16 protein-coding genes are annotated in these 20,261 nt (G+C 71.0%); 5 read left to right on the top strand and 11 right to left on the bottom strand.

Annotated elements, in window-relative coordinates:
- Positions 1–7: 7 nt before the first annotated feature.
- The 10 genes from VZQ01_RS24640 to VZQ01_RS24685 form a co-directional block, all read right to left on the bottom strand.
- Complete coding sequence (locus VZQ01_RS24640) at positions 8–2,053, bottom strand: DUF7151 family protein (RefSeq protein WP_408888982.1); 2,046 nt, start codon at positions 2,051–2,053, stop codon at positions 8–10.
- A gap of 54 nt (positions 2,054–2,107) precedes the next feature.
- Positions 2,108–4,000, bottom strand: a complete 1,893-nt coding sequence (locus VZQ01_RS24645) for a DUF7151 family protein (RefSeq protein ID WP_426744838.1) — start codon at positions 3,998–4,000, stop codon at positions 2,108–2,110.
- On the bottom strand, positions 3,997–5,937 hold the full coding sequence (locus VZQ01_RS24650) for a DUF7151 family protein (RefSeq protein WP_426744839.1): 1,941 nt from the start codon (positions 5,935–5,937) through the stop codon (positions 3,997–3,999). The genes VZQ01_RS24645 and VZQ01_RS24650 overlap by 4 nt, the downstream gene beginning before the upstream one ends.
- Positions 5,938–5,963: 26 nt before the next feature.
- On the bottom strand, positions 5,964–7,694 hold the full coding sequence (locus tag VZQ01_RS24655) for a caspase family protein (protein WP_223750709.1): 1,731 nt from the start codon (positions 7,692–7,694) through the stop codon (positions 5,964–5,966).
- Positions 7,691–8,437, bottom strand: coding sequence for a hypothetical protein (locus VZQ01_RS24660; RefSeq protein WP_194869257.1), 747 nt, complete (start codon positions 8,435–8,437; stop codon positions 7,691–7,693). Before VZQ01_RS24660 ends, VZQ01_RS24655 begins: the two co-directional genes overlap by 4 nt.
- Complete coding sequence (locus tag VZQ01_RS24665) at positions 8,434–9,129, bottom strand: RNA polymerase sigma factor (protein WP_223750710.1); 696 nt, start codon at positions 9,127–9,129, stop codon at positions 8,434–8,436. The genes VZQ01_RS24660 and VZQ01_RS24665 overlap by 4 nt, the downstream gene beginning before the upstream one ends.
- Positions 9,130–9,338: 209 nt before the next feature.
- On the bottom strand, positions 9,339–9,767 hold the full coding sequence (locus VZQ01_RS24670; protein ID WP_223750711.1) for an ADP-ribosylation/crystallin J1: 429 nt from the start codon (positions 9,765–9,767) through the stop codon (positions 9,339–9,341).
- Between the two features lie 93 nt (positions 9,768–9,860).
- On the bottom strand, positions 9,861–10,160 hold the full coding sequence (locus VZQ01_RS24675) for a MafI2 family immunity protein (RefSeq protein WP_223750712.1): 300 nt from the start codon (positions 10,158–10,160) through the stop codon (positions 9,861–9,863).
- Positions 10,157–11,008: a polymorphic toxin type 50 domain-containing protein gene (locus VZQ01_RS24680; RefSeq protein WP_426744840.1), complete on the bottom strand. Its 852-nt coding sequence runs from the start codon at positions 11,006–11,008 to the stop codon at positions 10,157–10,159. The genes VZQ01_RS24675 and VZQ01_RS24680 overlap by 4 nt, the downstream gene beginning before the upstream one ends.
- 276 nt (positions 11,009–11,284) lie before the next feature.
- On the bottom strand, positions 11,285–13,561 hold the full coding sequence (locus tag VZQ01_RS24685; RefSeq protein WP_426744841.1) for a lamin tail domain-containing protein: 2,277 nt from the start codon (positions 13,559–13,561) through the stop codon (positions 11,285–11,287).
- A gap of 202 nt (positions 13,562–13,763) precedes the next feature.
- On the opposite strand from VZQ01_RS24685, the gene VZQ01_RS24690 reads away from it, so the two are divergent.
- The 5 genes from VZQ01_RS24690 (at position 13,764) to VZQ01_RS24710 (ending at position 19,088) form a co-directional block, all read left to right on the top strand.
- Positions 13,764–14,249, top strand: a complete 486-nt coding sequence (locus tag VZQ01_RS24690) for a transcriptional regulator (RefSeq protein ID WP_223750715.1) — start codon at positions 13,764–13,766, stop codon at positions 14,247–14,249.
- 96 nt (positions 14,250–14,345) lie between these two features.
- Complete coding sequence (grpE, locus tag VZQ01_RS24695) at positions 14,346–15,248, top strand: nucleotide exchange factor GrpE (protein ID WP_223750716.1); 903 nt, start codon at positions 14,346–14,348, stop codon at positions 15,246–15,248.
- 5 nt (positions 15,249–15,253) lie between these two features.
- Positions 15,254–17,077 carry a molecular chaperone DnaK gene (dnaK, locus tag VZQ01_RS24700; RefSeq protein WP_141326698.1) on the top strand — a complete coding sequence of 608 codons (1,824 nt, stop codon included), beginning with the start codon at positions 15,254–15,256 and terminating at the stop codon, positions 17,075–17,077.
- Between the two features lie 89 nt (positions 17,078–17,166).
- Positions 17,167–17,466 carry a hypothetical protein gene (locus tag VZQ01_RS24705; protein ID WP_223750717.1) on the top strand — a complete coding sequence of 100 codons (300 nt, stop codon included), beginning with the start codon at positions 17,167–17,169 and terminating at the stop codon, positions 17,464–17,466.
- A 143-nt stretch (positions 17,467–17,609) separates the two neighbouring features.
- Positions 17,610–19,088 (top strand): serine/threonine-protein kinase, encoded by a 1,479-nt coding sequence (locus tag VZQ01_RS24710; protein WP_267701169.1) that lies wholly within the window; start codon positions 17,610–17,612, stop codon positions 19,086–19,088.
- Between the two features lie 72 nt (positions 19,089–19,160).
- Here VZQ01_RS24710 and VZQ01_RS24715 read toward each other — a convergent pair whose 3' ends face one another.
- Positions 19,161–20,021: a YsnF/AvaK domain-containing protein gene (locus VZQ01_RS24715; RefSeq protein ID WP_426744842.1), complete on the bottom strand. Its 861-nt coding sequence runs from the start codon at positions 20,019–20,021 to the stop codon at positions 19,161–19,163.
- Positions 20,022–20,261: the final 240 nt, after the last annotated feature.

Genomic DNA, 20,261 nt, shown 5'->3' on the forward strand with positions numbered 1-20,261 from the left:
GGGGGATTCAAGGGGGCGTGCACACCGCCGTCGTGTCGTTGCCGTAGAGGGAGCGCTCGTCCTCGGGGCCGGTGAAGACGGCGTCCGCTCTCGCGGTGACATGGCATTGGGACAGTTGGGGGTTGTCGCGCACCACGAAGGAGCCCCGGACCTGCGTCAGGGCCTGGAGCCCGAACTCGGTGAGGGCCGGGTTCTCGCGCACCGACAGCGTGTCGAGGGTGCGGAGGTTGTGCAGGCCCGCGAGGCTCGGCAGTGCGTGGTTCTCGTTGATTTGCAGGTGGGTCAGCGATTCGAGGGGCTCGAAGGCCATGAGGCTCGTGAGCTTCGGGTTGCCGCCGATGGCGAGCGTGCCGTTCAAGGCGCGCAGCCCTTCGAGCCCCGTGACGAGGTCCAGGTTGTCGTTCAGGACGAGGACGAAGGCGTGCCCCGTGTCCCGCAGGGCGGGGAGCGGGCCGAGGGTGGTCAACGCCGGGTTCTGCGTGATGAACAGGCCCTCGACCCGGGAGAGCCGGGGCAGGCTGACGTGCTTCAGGTTCGCGTTGGTCTCCAGCACGAAGGCTCCGCCCACGGCCTCGAGGCGGGTCAGCGCCGCCACGTCTGCCAGCAGGCCATTCTCCATCACGGAGAAGTCGCCACCGACGCCGCGCAGCAGGTCCAGCCCCTCGAGCGACGTCAGGCTGGGATTGTCCCGGAGGAAGAAGTTCGCGCCGACGTGGGTGAGCTGGGAGAGCTTCAGTTTCCTGAGGAGCCGGTTCCGCTCGATGACCACGTCCCCCGAGAGCGTGTCCACGAAGGGCAGGGGGCCCAGCTCCAGGAGGGAGAAGTTGTCCGTCACCCGCAGACCTTTGCGCGGCGCGACCGAGGACAGACCGGCCCAGGGCAGCTGGAGGTTCCGCTCCACCCGCAGGGAGCCGCCCACATACACGGGTTGCGGCACGGGAGCGTTGGTGGGACCGAGCGACACCAGCCGCAGGACGTCGTGGTCGGAGAACGACAGGTCCTCGCGCACGAAGCGAAGGGAGGTCAGGACCACGCGGGAGAGCTGTGGGTTCGACTGGATGCGCAGGCTTCCGTCCACGGCTTCCAGGCCTGGCAGCGCGAGCTCGAGGAGGCTGGGAGAGGAGACGACGAGGTCGCCCCGGATGCGGGAGATGCCCTGGAGGGCCGCGACGTCCGCGTCCGTCGTCACGACATAGTCGCCGTCGTAGGTCGCGGAGGGATGGCAGACATACGCGACGTCGAGGACCTCGCTCTGTTGGAGCACACCGTCCTGGTCGAGGTCATTGCCCGCCGCCACCACGACGCCGCCAGAGACGCAGTTCATCCCCGCGGGCTCGTCGGCATGGCGCCACGACAGCGTGTTCATCGTCGAGGCGCAGAGCTGACTGACGGCCCTCACCTCGTCGTCGTCGAGCGCGCCGTCGCCGTCGTGGTCCGGTCCCGACTCCACCGCGTACCTGGACTGGGTGCCGCATGCACCGCCCACGCCCAGGGCCTCGAGCCGCGAGAGGACCCGCGCGGGCTCCATGCAGCCCACGACCTCACGGGAGATTTCACCGGCCTGGAGCAGTCCGTCCCCGTTCGCGTCGAGCCCCGCCTGGGTGACCTGTCCTCCAAGCGGGCAGGTCTCACCCATGGGCTCGCGCCGCAGGTGCACCAGCACGCCGGGGAGGGGGGTGGCGCAGAAGTAGTCGACGTCGTCCACCTCGTCGTCCTCGAGCGTGCCGTTCGCGTTGGTGTCCACGCCCGTCTCCACCGCGAGACCACCATGCTCGCAGTGCTCGCCTGCGGGCTCGCCGCGGGTGCGCAGCCTCGCCTGGGGCGGCGCGGGCGTGCACAGGTACTCCGCGCGGGTGACCTCGTCGTCGGCGAGCAGGCCGTCGCCGTTGAGGTCCTCGCCCGCGTACGCCACCTGCCCGCCGTGCGCGCAGTGCTCGCCGGGTGGCACCCCCTCCTTGCGGCTCAACGTCGGGCGCGACTCGAGGAAGCTGCCCAGTCGGATGTCATCACAGCCGCACAGCCAGGCCAGCGGCACCAGCCAGTACCACCGCATGGGAGCCCCCTTTCTTCCCGGGCACGGAGGCCCGGCTCGCACGACGTGTCGCCTTCAGGGACAGGTGGCCGCGTCGTCGTTGCCCGCCACCAGGTAGACGTTCCCCGGACCGGTGTAGATGCGCTCGCCGAAGGCCCTCACCCGGCACGTGGGAAGCTGGGGATTGCGCTGGATGGAGAAGTACCGCGACACCTGCTGCACCGCGGGCAGCCCCAGCTCCGTCAGGACGGGGTTGTCCAGCAGCATCAGCGACTCCAGGGTGCGCAGGCCCTTGAGGTCCGCGAGGCTGGTCAGCGCGCCGTTCTGCTCCGAGGCCAGCCCCGTCAGTCGCTCCACGCCCGCTAGCCCCGTCAGCGTCGTCAGCGCGGGGTTGTTGTAGAGGCTCAGCCACGACAGCATCCGCAGCGACTCCATGCCGCGCACCTCCACCAGGCGCGCGTGGGCCTCCAGCGAGAGGGTGCCTCGAATGCCCTGCAGCCGGGGCATGTTCCCCCACCACGCCAGCGCGTCGTTGCGCGAGAAGAAGATGCTCTCCACCTGCGCGAGCGAGCCCAGCCCGTGGCTGTCGACGAGCGCCGCGTTGAGCCGGACCTCCAGCGTCACCCCGATGGTGTGCAGCGCCCCCAGCCCCGTCAGCGTGCGCAGCGCGGGGTTGTTCGTCACCTCCAGGTTCTTGCCGATGTGCTCCAGCCGCGTGCCCTCCAGGGTCGTCAGGCGCGCGTTGTTCTCGATGAGGACGCTCTGCGCCACGCTCGTCAGGTTGGGCAGCGGCAGGAGCTCCAGCGCGGGGTTGTCCTTGATGCGCAGCGAGCCCGTCAGCGTCTGGATGGCGCGCAGTCCCAGGCCCTCCGACGAGTGGGTGAGCCGCGCGTTGTCCTCGATGAGCACGCCGCCCCGCGGCACCACCGACTGGAGCCCGTCCAGGCTCTGGAGCCGGGGGTTGTGCGCCACCTCCAGATGGGTGCCCACCCAGGAGGTCTGTCCCGTCGCGCCGCCCACCGTCACCGTCTCCAGCGCGGCGTTGTTCAGCACGCTCAGCCCCTGGCCGATGAAGCGCAGCCCGGGGAGCTCCAGCCGCGTGAGGGACGCGTTGTCCTGCACGTACAGCGTGCCGTCGACGACCTCCAGCGCGGTGAGCTGGATTTCGGCGACCGGGGTGTTGCCCGTCCTCACCTCCAGGTTGCCCCGGATGCGGGAGATGCCCTTCAGCACGGCCACGTCCACCGGCCCCCGGATGACGAAGGTGCCGTCGAACGTGTTCAGGTCCTCGCAGATGGGATTCGAGGCGAGCACCTCCTCGTCGTCGAGCACCCCGTCCGCGTCCAGGTCCATGCCCGCGCTGACGCGGGTGCCCCCGGCCGCGCACGTCGGCTCCCAGGCGCGCGTGACGAGCAGTCGGGAGGTCTCCACGCAGACCTCCAGGCGGGTGCGCACCTCGTCGTCGCCGAGCACCTCGTCGCCGTCCTCGTCGTGGCCCGCCTCGACGACGGTGAGCGTGGTGGGCTCCAGGCAGACGCGGGAGGAGGGCGTGGCCGCTCGCGTGCGCGTGAGCAGCTGGGCCTCGGCGATGTCGCGGCACGAATACACCTCGCGGGCGACCTCGGGCGTGTCCAGCACGCCGTCCTGATTGAAGTCGTGGCCGGCGCGGGTGACCCACCCTCCGCCCGGACACCGCTCGCCCGGGGGCACCGGCTGCTGCTCCACCCGCATCTGCGTCTCGGCGATGGCGCAGACGAGCGTCGAGCCCGTGACCTCCTCGTCGTCGAGCACGCCGTTGCGGTTGTCGTCCGTGCCCACCAGCACGTCGCGGCCTCCCAGCTCACACCTCTCGCCGGGCAGCTCCACCACCTCCCGGCTGAGCGCTGTCGGGTGGTCCATCAGGTCGCGGATGCGCAGGGAGTCACACCCCGCCGCGAGCGGCAGCAGGGCCAGCCAGGTCCATCTCATGGTGCGTCTTCTCCAGCGGCGGCCCCGCGGGCCGCGACCGGCTCTCCGGGGAGGAGCAGGGGCGAGGAGCAGGGCGTCTGCTCGTCGTTGTCCTGGACCGTGCGCGTCCCGCCCCGGAGGGCGCGGTCCGCCAGCTGGTTCGCCAGACATGACGGCAGCGACGGGTTGCGCTGGATGGTCAGCGTGGCGCCGACCTCCGTCAGCCCGTCCAGGTCCAACGTCAGCAGCCGGGGGTTGTCCTGGATGGTCAGGTCCGACACGGACAGGAGCTTGCGCAGGCCCGCCAGGCCTTGCAGGGAGGCGTTGTCCCGCACCACGAGCGAGCGCAGGCTCCGGACGCGGTCCAGGCCCGAGACATCCCACAGCAAGGCGTTGTCCAGGAGCTCCAGGCCGGCGACCGACTCCAGGCGCGGGAAGGCGCCCAGGCTCGACAGCTTCGGGCAGTAGGCCACCACGAGCTGGCCGCGGATGGACTGGAGGTTCGTGAAGTCGAACGCCTCCAGCCGAGGGCTGTTCATCAGCATCAGCGAGCCCACGTGGTTGAGCCCCGGCATCGCGTCGATGGAGTGCAGGGACTCGTTGTTGCTCACCATGAAGACGTCATGGACCGCGCGCAGGGACGACAGCCCCGACAAGCGGCTGAGCGAGGCGTTGTTGCCGATGTCGATGGACTGCCCCACCTCCAGCAGGTCGGGGAAGCTCATCGTGGTCAACACCGGGTTGTTGTGGATGGCGAGCGAGCCCCCCACCGTCCGGAGGTTCTGGAACGGCAGGCGGCTGAGGCTCTTGTGGTCGGCGACGGAGAGCGTCCCCCCCAGGTCCGTGAGGTCCCACGACACCAGGCTCTGCGCCGAGTCGTTGTAGGCGAGGAAGAGGTCCTGACGGACGCGCACGCTGCGCAGCCCGTCCAGGCTCTCCAGCCGGGGGTTGTTCCAGACCGAGAGGTTGTTCTCCAGCCACACCGGCTGGGGCTGCGTCGCCGCGCCGAAGCGCAGCACCGTGAGCTCCAGGTTGACGAAGATCTGCACCTCGTTGCCCACGAAGCGCAGCGCGTCCAGCTCCAGGCGCGTCAGCGCGGCGTTCTCCGACACGATCAACCCGCCGGAGATCTCCGCCAATCGCGGCAGCACGAGCTGCTCCAGCGGCGTGCGGAAGAGCACGAGCGAGCCCTCGATGCGGACGAGCGTCTTGAGCAGCGCGAAGTCCTCCGCGGTGGTCGCGAAGAGGTCTCCGTCGAGGATGGGCGCTCCCTGGCACACCCGCCTGCGCTGGGTGACCTCCTGCTCCTGGAGGACGCCGTCGGCGTTCTGGTCCGCTCCGGAGTCCACCCGGTGGCCGCCCATCGCGCAGCGCGCCCCGACGGGCTCGCTCTCCAGCCGCGCCAGGATTCGCGAGGGGGCTTCGCCACAGTGCACCGCCAGGGACCTCCGCTCGATGGCCCCGAGCTGGCCGTCGCCATCCAGGTCGGGCCCCGCTTCCACCAGCGTGCCTTCTCCTTCGCACGCGGGATATCCCTCCGCGACGCCCCGCACCCGGACGTTCACCGGATACACGCCCGTGCAGTCGAGCCGCTCGTGGGTGACCTCCGCGTCGCTCAGCTCGCCGTCGCGGTTCTGGTCCAGTCCGGAGCGCGTGCTCACGCCGCCCAGGGGGCACGAATCGGTGGGCTCCACGGGGCGCGCCTGCGTCACCCAGTCCAGCGGCTGGCCGTCGCAGTCGTAGTGCTCCGACATGACCTCGGTGCCGGTCAGCAGCCCGTCCTCGTTCTGGTCGATGCCGGTGAGCACCCGGTCCCCACCGAACGGGCACCGGCCTCCGGGAGGCTCGACCTCGAAGCGGGTCAGCGGCGGGTAGCGCCAGGTGAGCTGCGACAGGTTGATTCCGTCGCAGCCGGCGAGCAGCAGGCCCAGCAGCGTCACTCCCAGACGTCGCATCATGAGGCCCCCTGAGGCCGCTCGGCGCTTCAGCGTCGGAACGCGAGCTCGAGACCGAACATCGTGTCCCACGCGTCATCGCCATCCAGCGTGACGCGGTCCGCGGAGGCCGTGGCGGCCAGCCGCAGGTGCATGCCCAGGAGCCGTCCCGACGCCCCCGCCGCGAGGTGGCCCGTGGAGACGGTGAGGTCCCCCATGCGCTTGTTCGGCGACGACACCCCGAGCATGCCCCAGCCCGCTCCGGCCTCCACGAACAGCGGGGTGCGCCGCACGTCCCGGGTGCCCACCAGCGCCAGCACCGTGGCGCGGTGCGTGCGCACGTTCTCGAACCGCTTGGGCATCACCGTGTAGCTGGCGCGCCCGCCGTAATAGAAGTTCGAGTCGCCCTGGCTGCGCCACGACAGGCTGGGGCCGGTGGCGTACGCGTCGAGCCCCAGCGGCGCCTGCTGGCCCACCAGCCCCACCTCCAGGCCGGAGAAGAACGGGTGGGGGGCCGTCAACACGAGCGAGCGGGGCACGAAGCCGCCGCCCTCGGCCGGCGGGAAGGCGCGGGAGAAGTCCACGGGGACCAGGCCCGCGGCGGCCACGTACTGGTCATAGAAGTTCTTGTCGAGCGGCACCGCGAACAGGCCCCGGCGCAGCGCCTCCTCGGCGGGGCCACGCTCCTGGAGCTCGCGCGGCTTCAAGTCCAGCACCCCCTGGCTCAGCTCCGCCAGGGTGATGCGCGCCTCGCTGGTGGGGGTGCGCAGCCAGTACACGTCGCGCTCGGGCAGCCGCAGCATCACGTACTGGTCCTCCGCGCGCCGCACGTCCGCGAGCCGCCGGCCCTCCGCGTCCTCCACGGACACGCGCGACTGGCCGAAGTTCGAGCTCAGCACCAGGCTGGGGCCCGCGGGCGCGGCGCCGACGAGCGGCCGGCGCGGCTCGCCGGTGGGCGCGAAGGCGTGGATGCTCAGCCGCGCGGGCAGGCCCTTGACGCCCTGCAGTGACGCGGACACGAAGGCGCCCAGCTCGCTGTACTCCACCTGCCCGTCGCCGTTGATGTCGGCGGCGCCCAACAGGCCCGAGCGCGCCACGTGGCTGAAGACGCCGGCGCGGATGCGCGACCACTCGTGCGTCTCGCCGTCGTCGCTCTCCGCGAACACGGCGCCCACCATGGGGCGCGTGGCCAGCTGCTCGCGCGCGAGCATGCCGCGCAGCTCCGCCAGCACCGCCGCCTCCGTCTGCCCGCCGCGGCTGCCGACGACACCCGAGGCGCGGCACGCGTCCACGATGAGGTGCACGTAGTCGGCGGCGAGCGGGTCCACCACGTCCGCGTAGAGGCTCGACTTGTCCAGCCGGCCCCCGGCCAGCGTGAAGTAGGCGCGGCCCGCCTCGTCCGTGTTGCCGTGGCCCACGTACACCACGAGCACGTCCGTGGCGCGGCCCGCCTCGTCATCGGCCAGGCTGGCGGCGCGCAGCCGGGCCACCTCGCGCTTCACTTCTTCCGGCGTGGGCGGCCGCGCGCCCGCGAGCACGGGCCGTCCCCCCGCGCGCGTCGCCGCGTCGGGGTCCACCAGCAGCGTCGTCTCCACGCCCAGCCGTTGCAGCGTCTCCGCCCACAGCACGCCGTCATCGTCGGCGAAGCGCAGCGCGGGCAGCGACGGGTCGTCGCTCCCGTTGTGGGCAATCACGAGGGCACGTCGGACCAGGGCATCCGCCGAGGCGTCGCGGGCTGCGAAGAGCGCGGCGACCCCGAGGAGCACTCCCAGCTTGTTCATGGACCTTCCTCTACCCTCAGTGTCTGCTTGAGCACCACTGCCCCCCCCTGCTCCTCCCCTCGCAAGGCCGCCAGGGCCGCGGACGGGCTGCCGGCGAACGCGGCGGTCACCTCCGCCTCACCCACCGTTTCCGGCAGGGGCACCGTCAGCTCCAGCGGTGCCTCCTGACCCGGGGTGCCCGTCAGCACGAAGGGCCCCGCCATCAGCTCCGCGCGCTGGGTGCCGCGGACCTGGAGGGCCACGTGGGTGTAGGGCGCCTGTCCTCCGGCGGCGAAGGCAAGCATGGCGCCGGCGGGGCAGGCCTCGCTCGCGTGGAGCTCCTTGAGCGGCTGTCCGGGCGTGGCGCAGAAGATGCGCAGCGCGACGCCGGGTGGGGGCGTGCCCAGGCCCCGCGAGCGGAACTCGTCCCGGGGCAGCGACGTGAGCACCACCGCGAGCACCACCGCCGCCAGCGCGCCGCCCAGGGCCGTCAGCGAGGGCCAGCGCGCGGGCGCCTCCAGGGGCGCGGCCGCCGCGAGCGCGGCCTCCAGGCCGCCTTCCGTCAGCGCGTGCCGCTCCACGGAGGAGGGCGCCTCCAGCGAGCCTTCCAGGGCGCGCTGCGCCCGGGCCCAGCGTTCATAGAGCGGGCCACATCGGTGACACAGATGCGCATGGCGCAGCAGGCGGGCGGCCTGGGGCGAGGGCAGCTCACCCTGGGCCTGTCGCGTCAGTCCCGCGTCGATGTGTCGCTCGTACCACCTCATGATGGGATGCTCCCTATGGCGCACAGGGCGAGGGTCGCCAGGAGCACACCCAGCTCCATGCGCCCGGGCTCCGCCGCCGTCTCCAACCAGCCGGAGGTCTTCAGGTACTCGGTGAACTGCGTGCGCAGCCGCCGCTCGCGCACCCGGACCTCTCCGCGGGTGAGCTGCAGCTGCTCGGCGGCGCTCTCCTGGGACAGCCCGTCCACGAAGCGCAGCTGGGCGAGCGCGCGGGCCTCCTCGGGCTGGGACTCCAGGAAGCGGCGCACCAGCTCGCGCACCTCGGTGCCCAGCGCCTCCTCCTCCGGGCTGCGTCCCTCGTTGGGGAGCTGACCGAGCTCCGGCGCCTCGTCCAGGGACACCGCTTCCCGGGACACCCGCCCCGATGCGCGCATCAGGTCGATGGCCGTGGAGCGCGCCACCGTCAGCAGGAAGCCCAGGTAGGGGCGGACCCCGTCGTAGGCCTGTCGCATGTTGGGGCGGAACGCGCGCACGAATGTCTCCTGGTGGGCCGCGTCCAGGTCCAGCGCGGACAGGGAGATGGTGCGGCTGGCTCCTCCCTCCGCGCCCACCGCGAACCGTCGTGAGAGGTAGCGCAGCACCTCCGGCGAATAGGCGCGGTACACCTGGGTGAGGACGGTGGTGTCCCCACGACGGAAGGACTCCAGGACGGAGCGGTCATTGCCTGGCAGCACGGTGTCTCCGACCCACGCGAGCCGAGTCCGAGCCCAATGCCCGGCCAGCCGTCATCCTCGAAAAAGGATACGGAGCGTGCCCTCGAAATGGGTCGTCCACCTCAACGAAGAGGGGTCGATTTCCTTGCGTGGCGGGTCGGAAATAGTTGCCGGGAGGGGGCTTTCCCTCCCGGCGGCACTTCAGGCTGGACGGGCCCGGGCCCTTGGCTTCAGCGCGCCGGGCGGGCCACGGTGTGCGGGTCGCCGGCGGGGACCCAGGGGATGGCGGGGCCCTGGTAGTCCGGGCCGAACCAGGCCTCGAGGAAGCGGATGGGGCCCACGAGGTGGGCGTTGAACTCCGCGAGCTCCTCGGCGGGGACCCACAGCTCCTGATGGAGCCTGGCCCCCACGGTGCGGACGGGGTAGCGGGCGAGGAAGGGGGCCTCCACGTCGAAGGCGGTGACGAAGCCCACGTGGCCACTGCCCGCGTCCGGCGCGTTCCAGTCCCGGGCAATCTGCCGGGCGTAGTCCACGTTCATCACGGGGTAGAAGAAGGGCTGGTCCGGCAGCCGGGGAGGGAAGCCTCGGCCGTCGACCTCCCGGACGAGCTGCGCCTCCTTCAGCCCCACCGGGCGGTACAGCGTGAGCGTCTCCACCATGGGCGTCTCCTCGAGGAAGGGCGGGGCCATGCCGGGACAGGCATGGCGTGCCGTCGACGAGGGCTGGCGTGACGCCCTGACCGCTTCCGAGGGCTACGACTCCTGGCGGTAGTACACCCACGCCCGGTCCTTGGGAATCAGGGCCGGGGGGTCCAGGCGGATCAACTCGTGGGAGATCTCGTGGTCGTCGGGAAAGTCCGCGATGAGCTCGGTCTCCACCTCGGACATCGTCTCGCGGTCCTCGTCGCGAATCGCGCCGTCGAAGAACGCCTCGAAGTGCAGCCTGGTGTCATCGAAGCGGACGGTGACGGCGCGCAGCCGGGAGGGGATGGCTCCCAGCAGCGCCCGCTGCAGCGACAGGTGGACCAGGCTGCTTCGGTTGGGGGTGCTCATGGATTGGCGGGGACGATATGCGCGCCCTGACTCGAGTAGTGGATGATTCCGCGCGTCGTCGGCTGGCCGTTGACCTGACCGATGACCTCGCCGAAGTCCACCCGTTCCCGGAAACCCGGCTGACCGCGCGCGACGTTACCCACCGGCTGGCCCTGGCCGGAGAAGCGGTCCAGCAGGCCCTGCGGGTTGGGGTGCGTGAAGGGGCTGCGGCCCGGGATGTAGTTCTGGTGCCCGACGATGTGCTTGCCCTGCTTGGCCTCCTCCAGCAGCACCCTCGCCGCGGCGGGCGCGGCCACACCCTCCACACCCGCGGCCGCCGCCGCTCCACCCACGCGGGGGGCGATGGCACCCGCCGCGGCGCGGGCCGCCCCGACGCCTCCCAGCAGCATCGAGGAGAGGCTCACGGCGTTCTGCGCGGCGGCCTCCGCCTGCGAGCGGGGCTGGATGGCCAGGTCGGTGCGGAAGCGGAAGTCGATGCCGGCGGCCCCCAGGCCCCGGTTGACGCCGGCGTTCACCAGGCTGGCGGAGTCCAGCACGAGGTTCGCGGCGCCCGTGGCGTAGCCCCGGGCCGTGTCCGCGGCCCAGTTGCCGACCCGCTGGGCCCAGCTCGCGCGCGGCGCCTCGGCGGGAGCGCCCGGCGCGGCGCCCGTCACCGCCTGGGCGACCTGTCGGCGCTCTCCCGCCGGAGCGGGGTCGAAGCTGGAGACGCCGCGGAACTCCGCGGGAGGCTGCGCCCGAGGCGCGCTCGCCGGCGCGGCGGGCTCCGTCCGGGGTGCCTCACGCGGGGCCTCCTCTCGCGAGGTGACAGGCGTGGGGGGACGACGCGTGGACAAGGGAGGGAGGGACATCGGTCTTCTCCGGCTCGACTGGCTTTGAGGAGATTATCCCTCACACCTGACCTTGAGTTGCGTTTGGGGAAAGGCCAGTTGATTCAGGGGTTTGCCCTGATTCCTTTCAAAGACTTCCATCGTGGGATGGGAAGACCCGCCTGGGTCGATGTTGAAGCGGGAGCGCTCCGACCCACCCCGCGCCAATGGGGCGCGGACGAGGTCGAAGGCTCCCGCCGTCGATGCTGGGCGTCCGGGCTTGCGAGAGCCCGTCGCCCGTGTGGCCTTCCGCGCGGCTCAGAAGGCCGAGCCGTCCACGCGGCGCCCTGGGGACGCGAGCGAGGAGGACAGCGAATCGTGGCGCACCCATTCGCCCGCGCCCGTGCCGTCCGGGTTGCGGTTGAAGGAGACGCCCAGCGTGGTGCTGCCGTAGGAGGCGTGGTCCTGCTCGGAGCCGTCCGGACGGACCAGGTAGGCGGAGTCGTTCGAGCGGTTGAAGCGAAGTCCGTCGCCACCGTTGGCGCCCGCGGTGTTGGGCACGCCCATGGGCACGGCCGAGGCGTCGCCATACACGGTGTAGACGGCGCCCGGCTGCAGCATCGTCCCCGCGGGGAAGACGTGGCGCGCGGGCTTGTCGCCGCGCCGGGACTCGTCGTCATGCAGCGAGTAGCCGCCCAGGTTCACCGCGGCAGTGCCGGTGTTGCGCACTTCCACGAACATCTTGTCGTAGTCCGGCGTGGTGCTCCCGCTCGGCGGCAGGGGCTGGGGCAGGTACTCGTTGATGAACAGCGTGGGCACGGGCCGGTTGAGCGTGAATGGGGCATCGCTGATGTCCGCCAGGGTGGAGTCCGCCGCGTCGTTGATGCGCACCCGCGCGGTGGAGGAGCCCTCCGAGGGCACCGTCCACGTGAAGCTGCCCGAGGCCGCGGGCACGGAGGTGGCGATGTCGCTCCACACCACGCCGTTGTCGAGCGAGTACTGCAGCCGCACGTTCTGCACGCCGGAGGCCGTCCAGGTGATGTCGAACGTGCTGCCCGCGGCGAGCACCTCGCCCCCGTTGGGCGCGGTGACCTTCAGCGTGCGCGCCGTCACCTGCCCGAAGTTGTAGCGGCTGATGATGGGGTAGTGGTCGGACGTGGTGGTGCCATAGCGGGTGATGCTCGGGCGCAGCACCGCGGCGGACCCCGGGACGTAGGACTCCAGCATCTCGTTGCTGACCAGCTGGTGGTCGATGAACGTGTTGCGGCTCACCGTGGAGCCGATGCCCGACACGGACATCTCCTGGGTGACGAAGCGGTAGTTGTCGGCGTCGTCCACGAAGTTCCGATAGGGCGTGTCGCGGTTGTTGACGGTGGAGACGTCCACGTCATCGTTCCAGTCGCCCACCACCATCACCCGCTGCGTGGGCATGCTGCTGTCCAGGTAGCCCTTGAGCAGCTGCCCCGCCTCGAGCCGCCGCTCGTAGTCCGCCGACTCGGTGCCGTTGCTCGTGGCCTTCATGTGCAGCATCAGCACGGACAGGTCCACGTTCGTGCCGGACCGGGTGACGCGCAGGTCCACCCGCAGCGGCGGCCGGCCCGCGAAGTAGTAGTCGCTCGAACCCAGCACGATGCGCGCCTCGCGCACCTGCACCAGACCCTTCTTGTAGAGGATGCCCAGCTTCTGCTCGTCGGCGTCGTAATAGAAGGAGCCGGACGGCACGAGCGGGTCGCTGGCCAGGAAGCCGTCGTACTCGGGAAGCTGCGCCTTGAGCTGCTCGAAGTGCGCCGCGTCGACCACCTCCGCCAGTCCCCAGACATCCACGCCCGCGCCGGCAATCACCGTCTTCACGTTGGCCAGCTGGAGCGCCTCATCCGACGGCCCCTGTCCCGTGTGGCCGAACCACTCGATGTTCCAGTTGCCCACCGACAGGGGGAAGCTCGTCGAGGGGCCGCCATCCGTCCCGCCTCCGTCCGGCGTGCCCGTGCCCGGCTTCACCTCCAGCGAGTAGCGCGCCTGCGCGGCGATGCCGCTGGCGTCCTCCACCTTCACCGTGAAGCTGGTCGTGCCCGCGAGCGTCGCGACGCCGGTCACCTCGCCGTCCTGCGACAGCGACAGGCCCTCCGGCAGCGCGCCCTCCACCACGGAGAACGTCACCGGGGGCCGCCCGCCCACGCCACCGAAGGTGTACGTGTAGCCATTGCCCGCCACGGCCGCCGTGAGCGTCGCGCCCACGAGCGCCGGCGCCGGCCACACCTTGAGGGTGTACGTCCGCGAGTCCTCGCTCTTCTCCACGTCCACCACGTCGACCTGGAGGGAGTAGTCCCCCGCGGCGCTCGCCGGGCCCGTCAGCCGCCCGTCCGTCGAGTAGAACGAGAAGCCCGGGGGCACCTCCGACTTCAGCGTGTAGCGCAGGGGCGCCGTCCCCCCCGTGGCGGTGATCCGCGTGTCGTAGGGCGCGCCCACCGTGGTGTCGGTCAGCGCGGAGATGTTGGGCAGCTTCGGGCCGCTGCCGGGGGTCGGGTCGTCCCCACCGGAGCAGGCGCCCAGGAAGGTCAGGATGAGCAGCATCCCGACCGCGCGTTGGATGGACATGAAGGTGGTCTCCCCGAGAAGCGGTGGGGGCTCGGCCGTTCCCCCTATATGGAATCAGACACTCTAGCCGTATCCCGTGGGGGGATGCTCGCGGGACGTGTCCCCTCGGGGAACTGCAATGGCGCCGGGGGATGTCCGTGACATATTCGAGGGCCGCGAAACCCACGGGGGGCGCCGCCGCCCGGACGAGAGGACCTGCGCAATGGCCGAGAAGTGGGACAAGCACCTGATGGAGTTCCTCAAGCGCACCGGCGACGAGCTCAAGCGCACCACCGATGACCTGCGCGGCGAGGCCCAGCGCCTCCTCAAGGAAGTGAAGGACCCGGACAAGCAGGCCAAGGTGAAGGAGGGCCTGGTGCAGCTGCGCACCTGGGCCGCCAGCACCACCAAGGTCGCCGCGGAGAAGATTGAAACCGCCGTGCGCCAGGTCGAGGGCGCCGTGGAGCGCGCCTTCCGTCCCGAGGAGGGCGAGGCGGGCGCGCCGGGCACCACGAAGTCCGAGGCCGCCGACGCCGAGGCCCCCCGGGCCCCGCGCCCCAAGCCCGAACCCAAGGCCGCGAAGAAGGCCGCCCCCGGCACCAAGTCCATCGGCCGCAAGAAGGCCAGCGGCCGCCCGGCCGCCAAGAAGGCCGCTCCAACTTCCAAGAAGACCGTCGGCCGCGCGAAGAAGCCCACCGCCGGAGCGTGAAGTTCCGCCCGGCCTTGAATCAGACAGGTCCGGACTTCCGGTTCCGGTTCCGTCAGTCATTGCCGCCAGTTGGAACGGTGTGCGGCGCGTGAGATAGTGCGCGCCGTGGCCGGCTCCAGTGAAAAGGACAGCATCCAGGCGGAAATCGGGCAGGACGTCATCGACGCGGCGGTCCGCAGCGTCGAGCGTCGCATGGAGGATGAAGAGGTGACCGTCATCGAGGTGGAGGCCCCCCAGGCCGCTGCTTCCGAGGACGCGGCCGCCTCCGTCGCCCCCGAGGATTCCGTGCCTCCCCAGGACTCCCCAGCGCCCTCCGCGACCGCGGAAGAGGTCGCCCAGCTCCGTCAGGAGGTGGAGTCGCTCAAGGCGCAGGTCGAGTTCAGCCAGGCCAAGGGTCGCGAGACCATGGAGCGGCTGCGCGAGGCGCACGAGCGCGCCAAGGAGGCGCAGGACCGCATGGTCCGCGCCGCCGCGGACCTGGAGAACTACCGCAAGCGCGCGCAGAAGGAGAAGGAGGAGGTCCAGCGCTTCGGCTCGGAGAAGCTGCTCAAGGACCTGCTCCCGGTGATGGACAACCTGGACCGCGCGCTCGAGGCCGCGACCAAGTCGCCCGACATCGAGAGCTTCCAGAAGGGCGTGGCCATGACGCGCAAGTCCTTCGAGGACGCGCTCGGCCGCCACGGCGTGAAGTCCTTCAGCGCCAAGGGCCAGCCGTTCGACCCGCGCATGCACGAGGCCATCCAGCAGGTGGAGACGGCCGACACGCCCGCGGGCCACGTGGTCTACGAGGTGGTGCGCGGCTTCTTCCTCAACGAGCGCCTGGTGCGCCCGGCCATGGTCGTCGTCGCGCGCGCGCCCGAGGCCGTCGCCGCGCCCGTCGTGGACGCCGCCGCCTCATCCACCCCCGCGCCCGCCGAGGACTCACCTCCGGCGGAAGCCGAGCCGCGGGCCGAAGCACCCGAGCAGCACACGGACAGCACTTCCGGGGGGAGTCAGTAAGCATCATGGGCAAGGTGATTGGAATCGACCTGGGGACCACCAACTCCTGCGTCGCCGTCATGGAAGGCGGCGAGCCGGTGGTCATCCCCAACAGCGAGGGCAGCCGCACCACGCCCTCCATGGTGGGCTTCACGGACTCCGGTGAGCGGCTGGTGGGCCAGATTGCCAAGCGGCAGGCCATCACCAACCCGGAGAACACCGTGTTCGCCGTGAAGCGGCTCATCGGTCGGAAGTTCGACTCGCCGGAGGCCAAGAAGGCCATCGGCGTGAGCGCCTTCAAGGTGGCCGCGAGCCCCAACGGCGACGCCTGGGTGGAGATCCGCGGCAAGGGCCACAGCCCGCCGGAGGTCTCCGCCATCGTCCTGATGAAGATGAAGCAGACGGCGGAGGACTACCTCGGCGAGCCCGTCACCGAGGCGGTCATCACCGTCCCCGCGTACTTCAACGACAGCCAGCGTCAGGCCACCAAGGACGCCGGCCGCATCGCGGGCCTCAACGTCCTGCGCATCATCAACGAGCCCACCGCCGCGGCGCTCGCGTACGGCCTGGACAAGGTCAAGGACGGCGGCACCGAGCGCGTGGCCGTGTACGATTTGGGCGGCGGCACGTTCGATATCTCCATCCTGGAACTGACCGCCGGCGTCTTCGAGGTGAAGAGCACCAACGGCGACACGTTCCTGGGCGGCGAGGACTTCGACCAGCGGCTCATCGACTACCTGGCCAAGCGCTTCGCCGAGCAGAACAACGGCCTGGACCTGCGCCGCGACCGCATGGCGCTGCAGCGCCTGAAGGAGGCCGCCGAGCGCGCCAAGCACGAGCTGTCCAGCGCGCCCGAGACGGAGGTGAACCTGCCGTTCATCACCGCGGATGCCTCCGGCCCCAAGCACCTGACGGAGACGGTGGACCGCTCCACCTTCGAGGCGCTGGTGGCGGACCTCATCGACCGCACCATCGAGCCCTGCAAGATCGCCCTCAAGGACGCGGGCCTGACCGCGCAGCACGTCAACCAGGTGCTCCTGGTGGGCGGCATGACGCGCATGCCCCGCGTGCAGCAGAAGGTGCGCGAGTTCTTCGGCAAGGAGCCGCACAAGGGCATCAACCCGGATGAGGTCGTCGCCGTGGGCGCGGCCATCCAGGGCGGCGTGCTCAAGGGCGAGGTGAAGGACGTCCTCCTGCTGGACGTGACGCCGCTGTCCCTGGGCGTCGAGACGGCCGGCGGCGTCTTCACGAAGATCATCGACAAGAACACCACCATCCCCTGCAAGAAGAGCCAGGTGTTCTCCACCGCGGTGGACAACCAGCCGCTGGTGAGCGTGCACGTGCTCCAGGGCGAGCGCGAGATGGCGGCGGACAACAAGACGCTGGCCCGCTTCGAGCTGGTGGGCATCCCGCCGGCGCCGCGTGGCGTGCCGCAGATTGAAGTGTCGTTCGACATCGACGCCAACGGCATCGTGCACGTCAGCGCCAAGGACCTGGGCACCGGCAAGGTCCAGCAGGTGCGCGTGGTGAGCAACTCCGGCCTGTCGGAGGCCGAAATCCAGGCGATGATCAACGACGCCCAGTCGCACGCCGCCGACGACAAGAAGAAGAAGGAGCTGGCGGAGCTGCGCAACAACGCGGACGGCCTCATCTACACCACCGAGAAGAGCCTGGAGGAGTACGCCAGCCTCCTGTCGGAGAAGGACCGCGAGGAGATCAAGTCGGACCTGGAGCGGCTCAAGGGCCTGCTCAACACCTCCGACCCGGTCGCCCTCAAGGAGGCCTTCCAGCGCCTGGAGGGCAGCGCCTACCGCATCGCCGACGCCATCTACACGGGCCAGGCGAGCTGAAGCACCCGCCTCACGGGCGGGGGGATGCAATCGCCGGAACCCTTCCGGCGTAGAGTCAGTCTCCCCCTGTCCGTTCCGAGGTCTCAGTCATGGATCCAGTCGAAGGCGTCGTCATGGTGCTCGTGGTGGCGATGACGTGCGGCATCCCCCTGTTGGGGTTGACGCTGCGCTTCTCGCTCAAGCCCGTGCTGGAGGCCTTCATCCGCCTGCGCGAGGCCCAGCTGGGCTCCCACCCGGAGAACGCCCTGCTGCGCGAGCGCGTGGCCTACCTGGAGCGCGTGCTGGAGGCCCACGGCCTCATCGAGGACCGCCGCGTGGTGCTCCCCACCAGCCCCTCCGAGCGCCTGCCGCCCGGCGCCACGGCCCTGAAGGACCGCGAGCGCGTCTAGGCGGCGGGTGTCGTTGACCCACGCACGCTGTTGTCGGTCCCTGACTTCCCGGGGAATCCCTCCCAGGTTGTAATGGGGGGGTGGAATTCCCTTCCTTGGAGACAGAGGTCGCGTTCCTGCGTGGGCTGGTGGCCGTGCAGCGGATGGCGGACGACATCCTGGAGGACTGCCTCCAGCGCGGTCTGACGCTGGACGCGGGCCTGGACGTCTTCCTCACGCAGTGCGCGCGCATGGTGCATGCGCCCGCGGGCTTCGTCTCCCTGCGCGGCACCCGGGGGCCCGTGCTGACGCGGGTGCTGGGCGAATTGGGCGCGGACGTGTTCGAGGCGGCGCTGTGGCGCGGCCCCCGCCGGCTGCCCAACGGGCGGATGCTCTTCTGCACCCGGCTGAAGCTGGGCACGCTGGAGCTGGGCGGGATGGGGCTCGCGGTGGAGGGCGCCTTCCCGGACGGCGGCGGGCTGGTGATGAAGCTGGTGGAGGCCATCGGCGAGCAGCTCGACACGTCGGTGCTGGCCTTCCTGGCGCTGACGGACGGGCAGGGCCCGCTGGAGCGGCTGGACGACCTGGCCATGGACGACACGCCGGTGCCGCGCGGGCGCATCGGCAAGTACGAGGTCCTCACGCCCCTGGGCACCGGCGGCATGGCCCAGGTGCTGGTGGCGCGGGCCCGGGGCCCGGAGGGGCTGGGCCGGCTGGTGGCCCTCAAGCGCATCCTCCCGCACCTGACGGCGGACCCGGCCATCGTCCAGCAGTTCCTGGACGAGGCGCGCATCGGCCTGCGGCTGGCGCACCCCAACTTGGTGCACGTGTACGACTTCGGCGAGGCGCAGGGGGCGTACTTCATCGCCATGGAGCTGGTGCGGGGCGTGGACCTGGACCGGCTCCTGCGCGCGCGCCGGGGGCCCCTGATGCCCGAGCAGGCGGTGGCGGTGGTGGTGCAGGCGCTGCACGGCCTGCAGGCGGCGCACTCGCTCAAGGGCGAGGACGGCAAGCCGCTGCACCTGGTGCACCGCGACCTGTCCCCGCACAACCTGATGGTGGGCTTCGACGGGCGGGTGAAGATTCTCGACTTCGGGGTGGCCAAGGCGCGCGCCCAGCGGACCATGACGCTGCCGGGCATCGTGAAGGGCAAGCCCCTGTACATGTCCCCGGAGCAGGCGCGGGGACAGCGGCTGGACGCGCGCAGTGATTTGTTCGCGATGGGGCTCATCCTCTACGAGGCGCTCACCGGCAAGCGGGCGTTCGACCGGGGCGACGAGCTGCGCTCCATGCAGGCCATCTGCGACGAGCGGCTGACGCGCCCGGACTCCATCTCCCAGCCGCTGTGGGACGTGCTGGAGATGGCCCTGGCCAAGTCGCCCACGGCGCGCTTCTCCGACGCCCTGGAGATGGCGGAGCGGCTGCAGGACGCCCTCACGCCGGTGAAGGACGCGGAGCTGGCGCGGCTGATGGCCCGGCACTTCCCGGACCGGCTGCGCGAGTTGCAGCAGCTGGACCGCACCGAGGCGCAGCAGGGCCGCCTGGGCGTGTCACCGCCCGCGGTGGCGCAGGACATCGAGGACGTGGACACCGAGCCGCGCCCGCGTCCCTCGCCCCAGCCCCAGAAGAAGGCCGCGCGCTGACCCCGGCACCGCCCCCGTGCTGTCGGGGAGCGGTGGCCGGGTGCCATGCCTTCACTTCACGCGACCGATGCCTCAGGAGCGGCGCAGCGACGGGTCGTCGGACGTCGCGTTGAGGGTGCGCGGCGCGTCGACCTCGCCCTCGGTGCGGATGTCCACGTTCTCGTGGCGCACCCGCTCGGTGAAGCGGCGCTCCTCCTCGACGACGTCCTTGTGGATGACGACCTCCTCGTCGAGCACCTGGCGCTTGATGACCTCCGCCTCCTCGGCGTGCAGGGGGACGACGATGGTCTCGTCCTTGAACGCGCCCGTCACCGGCGTGTCCGACGTCACCGCCCGCCGCTCCACGCGGACCCGCTCGTGGCGCAGGGGGACCTTCACCACCTCCTCCTCCTCCACGATCTCCTTGTGCACGCGCAGCTCTCCGGCCTGCATGTCGTGCTTCTCCACGCTCAGCCGCTCCCGGTGGACAGGGATGGAGATGTCACGGTTGTCGTTCCACTCCGTCTTGGCGCGCCGCAGCTCCGTGTCCGCCTTCATGTTGGCCTGGTAGCCGACGTCCTCCTTCAAGCCCGTGGTGGGCAGCGGCGTCACCGAGGCCCGGCTCGCGTTCAGGTCCGTCTCCCGCACGCGCGTCTCCGTCACCGTGCGCTCGGACGCCAGCCCCATGGCGCCGGCGGTGCCCAGGTCCGCGCCGCTCCGGGTGCGCTCCGCCTCGGAGACCTGCTGCAGGGCCTCCTTGCCGCGGTTGAGGATGACCTCCCCGTTGCGAATCTCGCTCACCTCGGTGAAGGAGACCCGGTAGTCCTTGGGGAAGAACAGGCCTCTCTCGATGTGGAACGCGTCGTCGCCGATGGCGAAGACCTTGCCGAGCTTCTCGTCGTCGATGCTGCGGACAACCATCCCTTCGCGTACGTCCTTCTTGTTCTTGAGCATGGCTGGCTCCTCCTGAATGCCTCCTGCTGCATCACCGGGAAGGTGGGAGCGGGTCCGCGGATGAACAGTGTCTCGCCAACATGCGTGCTCAGGGCTCGCCCCCGTGGTCGCCGTCGCGCCCATGCCCGCCTGCCCTCGCGAACGCGGCCCTGTCCACTTTCCGGGCACCCCCGGCGAAGCGGGTGGGAGGACGCCGGAGCCTGGGATTCGAGCGCTCCACCCTCGACGGGGGCTCGCGTG

Source organism: Myxococcus faecalis (genome assembly GCF_050039385.1).
Classification (GTDB): Bacteria; Myxococcota; Myxococcia; order Myxococcales; family Myxococcaceae; genus Myxococcus; species Myxococcus fulvus.

Coding starts and splice junctions, on each gene's coding strand:
- VZQ01_RS24640 (WP_408888982.1), bottom strand. CDS start 2,053: ATGCGGTGGTACTGGCTGGTGCCGCTGGCCTGGCTGTGCGGCTGTGAT.
- VZQ01_RS24645 (WP_426744838.1), bottom strand. CDS start 4,000: ATGAGATGGACCTGGCTGGCCCTGCTGCCGCTCGCGGCGGGGTGTGAC.
- VZQ01_RS24650 (WP_426744839.1), bottom strand. CDS start 5,937: ATGATGCGACGTCTGGGAGTGACGCTGCTGGGCCTGCTGCTCGCCGGC.
- VZQ01_RS24655 (WP_223750709.1), bottom strand. CDS start 7,694: ATGAACAAGCTGGGAGTGCTCCTCGGGGTCGCCGCGCTCTTCGCAGCC.
- VZQ01_RS24660 (WP_194869257.1), bottom strand. CDS start 8,437: ATGAGGTGGTACGAGCGACACATCGACGCGGGACTGACGCGACAGGCC.
- VZQ01_RS24670 (WP_223750711.1), bottom strand. CDS start 9,767: ATGGTGGAGACGCTCACGCTGTACCGCCCGGTGGGGCTGAAGGAGGCG.
- VZQ01_RS24675 (WP_223750712.1), bottom strand. CDS start 10,160: ATGAGCACCCCCAACCGAAGCAGCCTGGTCCACCTGTCGCTGCAGCGG.
- VZQ01_RS24680 (WP_426744840.1), bottom strand. CDS start 11,008: ATGTCCCTCCCTCCCTTGTCCACGCGTCGTCCCCCCACGCCTGTCACC.
- VZQ01_RS24685 (WP_426744841.1), bottom strand. CDS start 13,561: ATGTCCATCCAACGCGCGGTCGGGATGCTGCTCATCCTGACCTTCCTG.
- VZQ01_RS24690 (WP_223750715.1), top strand. CDS start 13,764: ATGGCCGAGAAGTGGGACAAGCACCTGATGGAGTTCCTCAAGCGCACC.
- dnaK (WP_141326698.1), top strand. CDS start 15,254: ATGGGCAAGGTGATTGGAATCGACCTGGGGACCACCAACTCCTGCGTC.
- VZQ01_RS24705 (WP_223750717.1), top strand. CDS start 17,167: ATGGATCCAGTCGAAGGCGTCGTCATGGTGCTCGTGGTGGCGATGACG.
- VZQ01_RS24710 (WP_267701169.1), top strand. CDS start 17,610: ATGGCGGACGACATCCTGGAGGACTGCCTCCAGCGCGGTCTGACGCTG.
- VZQ01_RS24715 (WP_426744842.1), bottom strand. CDS start 20,021: ATGCTCAAGAACAAGAAGGACGTACGCGAAGGGATGGTTGTCCGCAGC.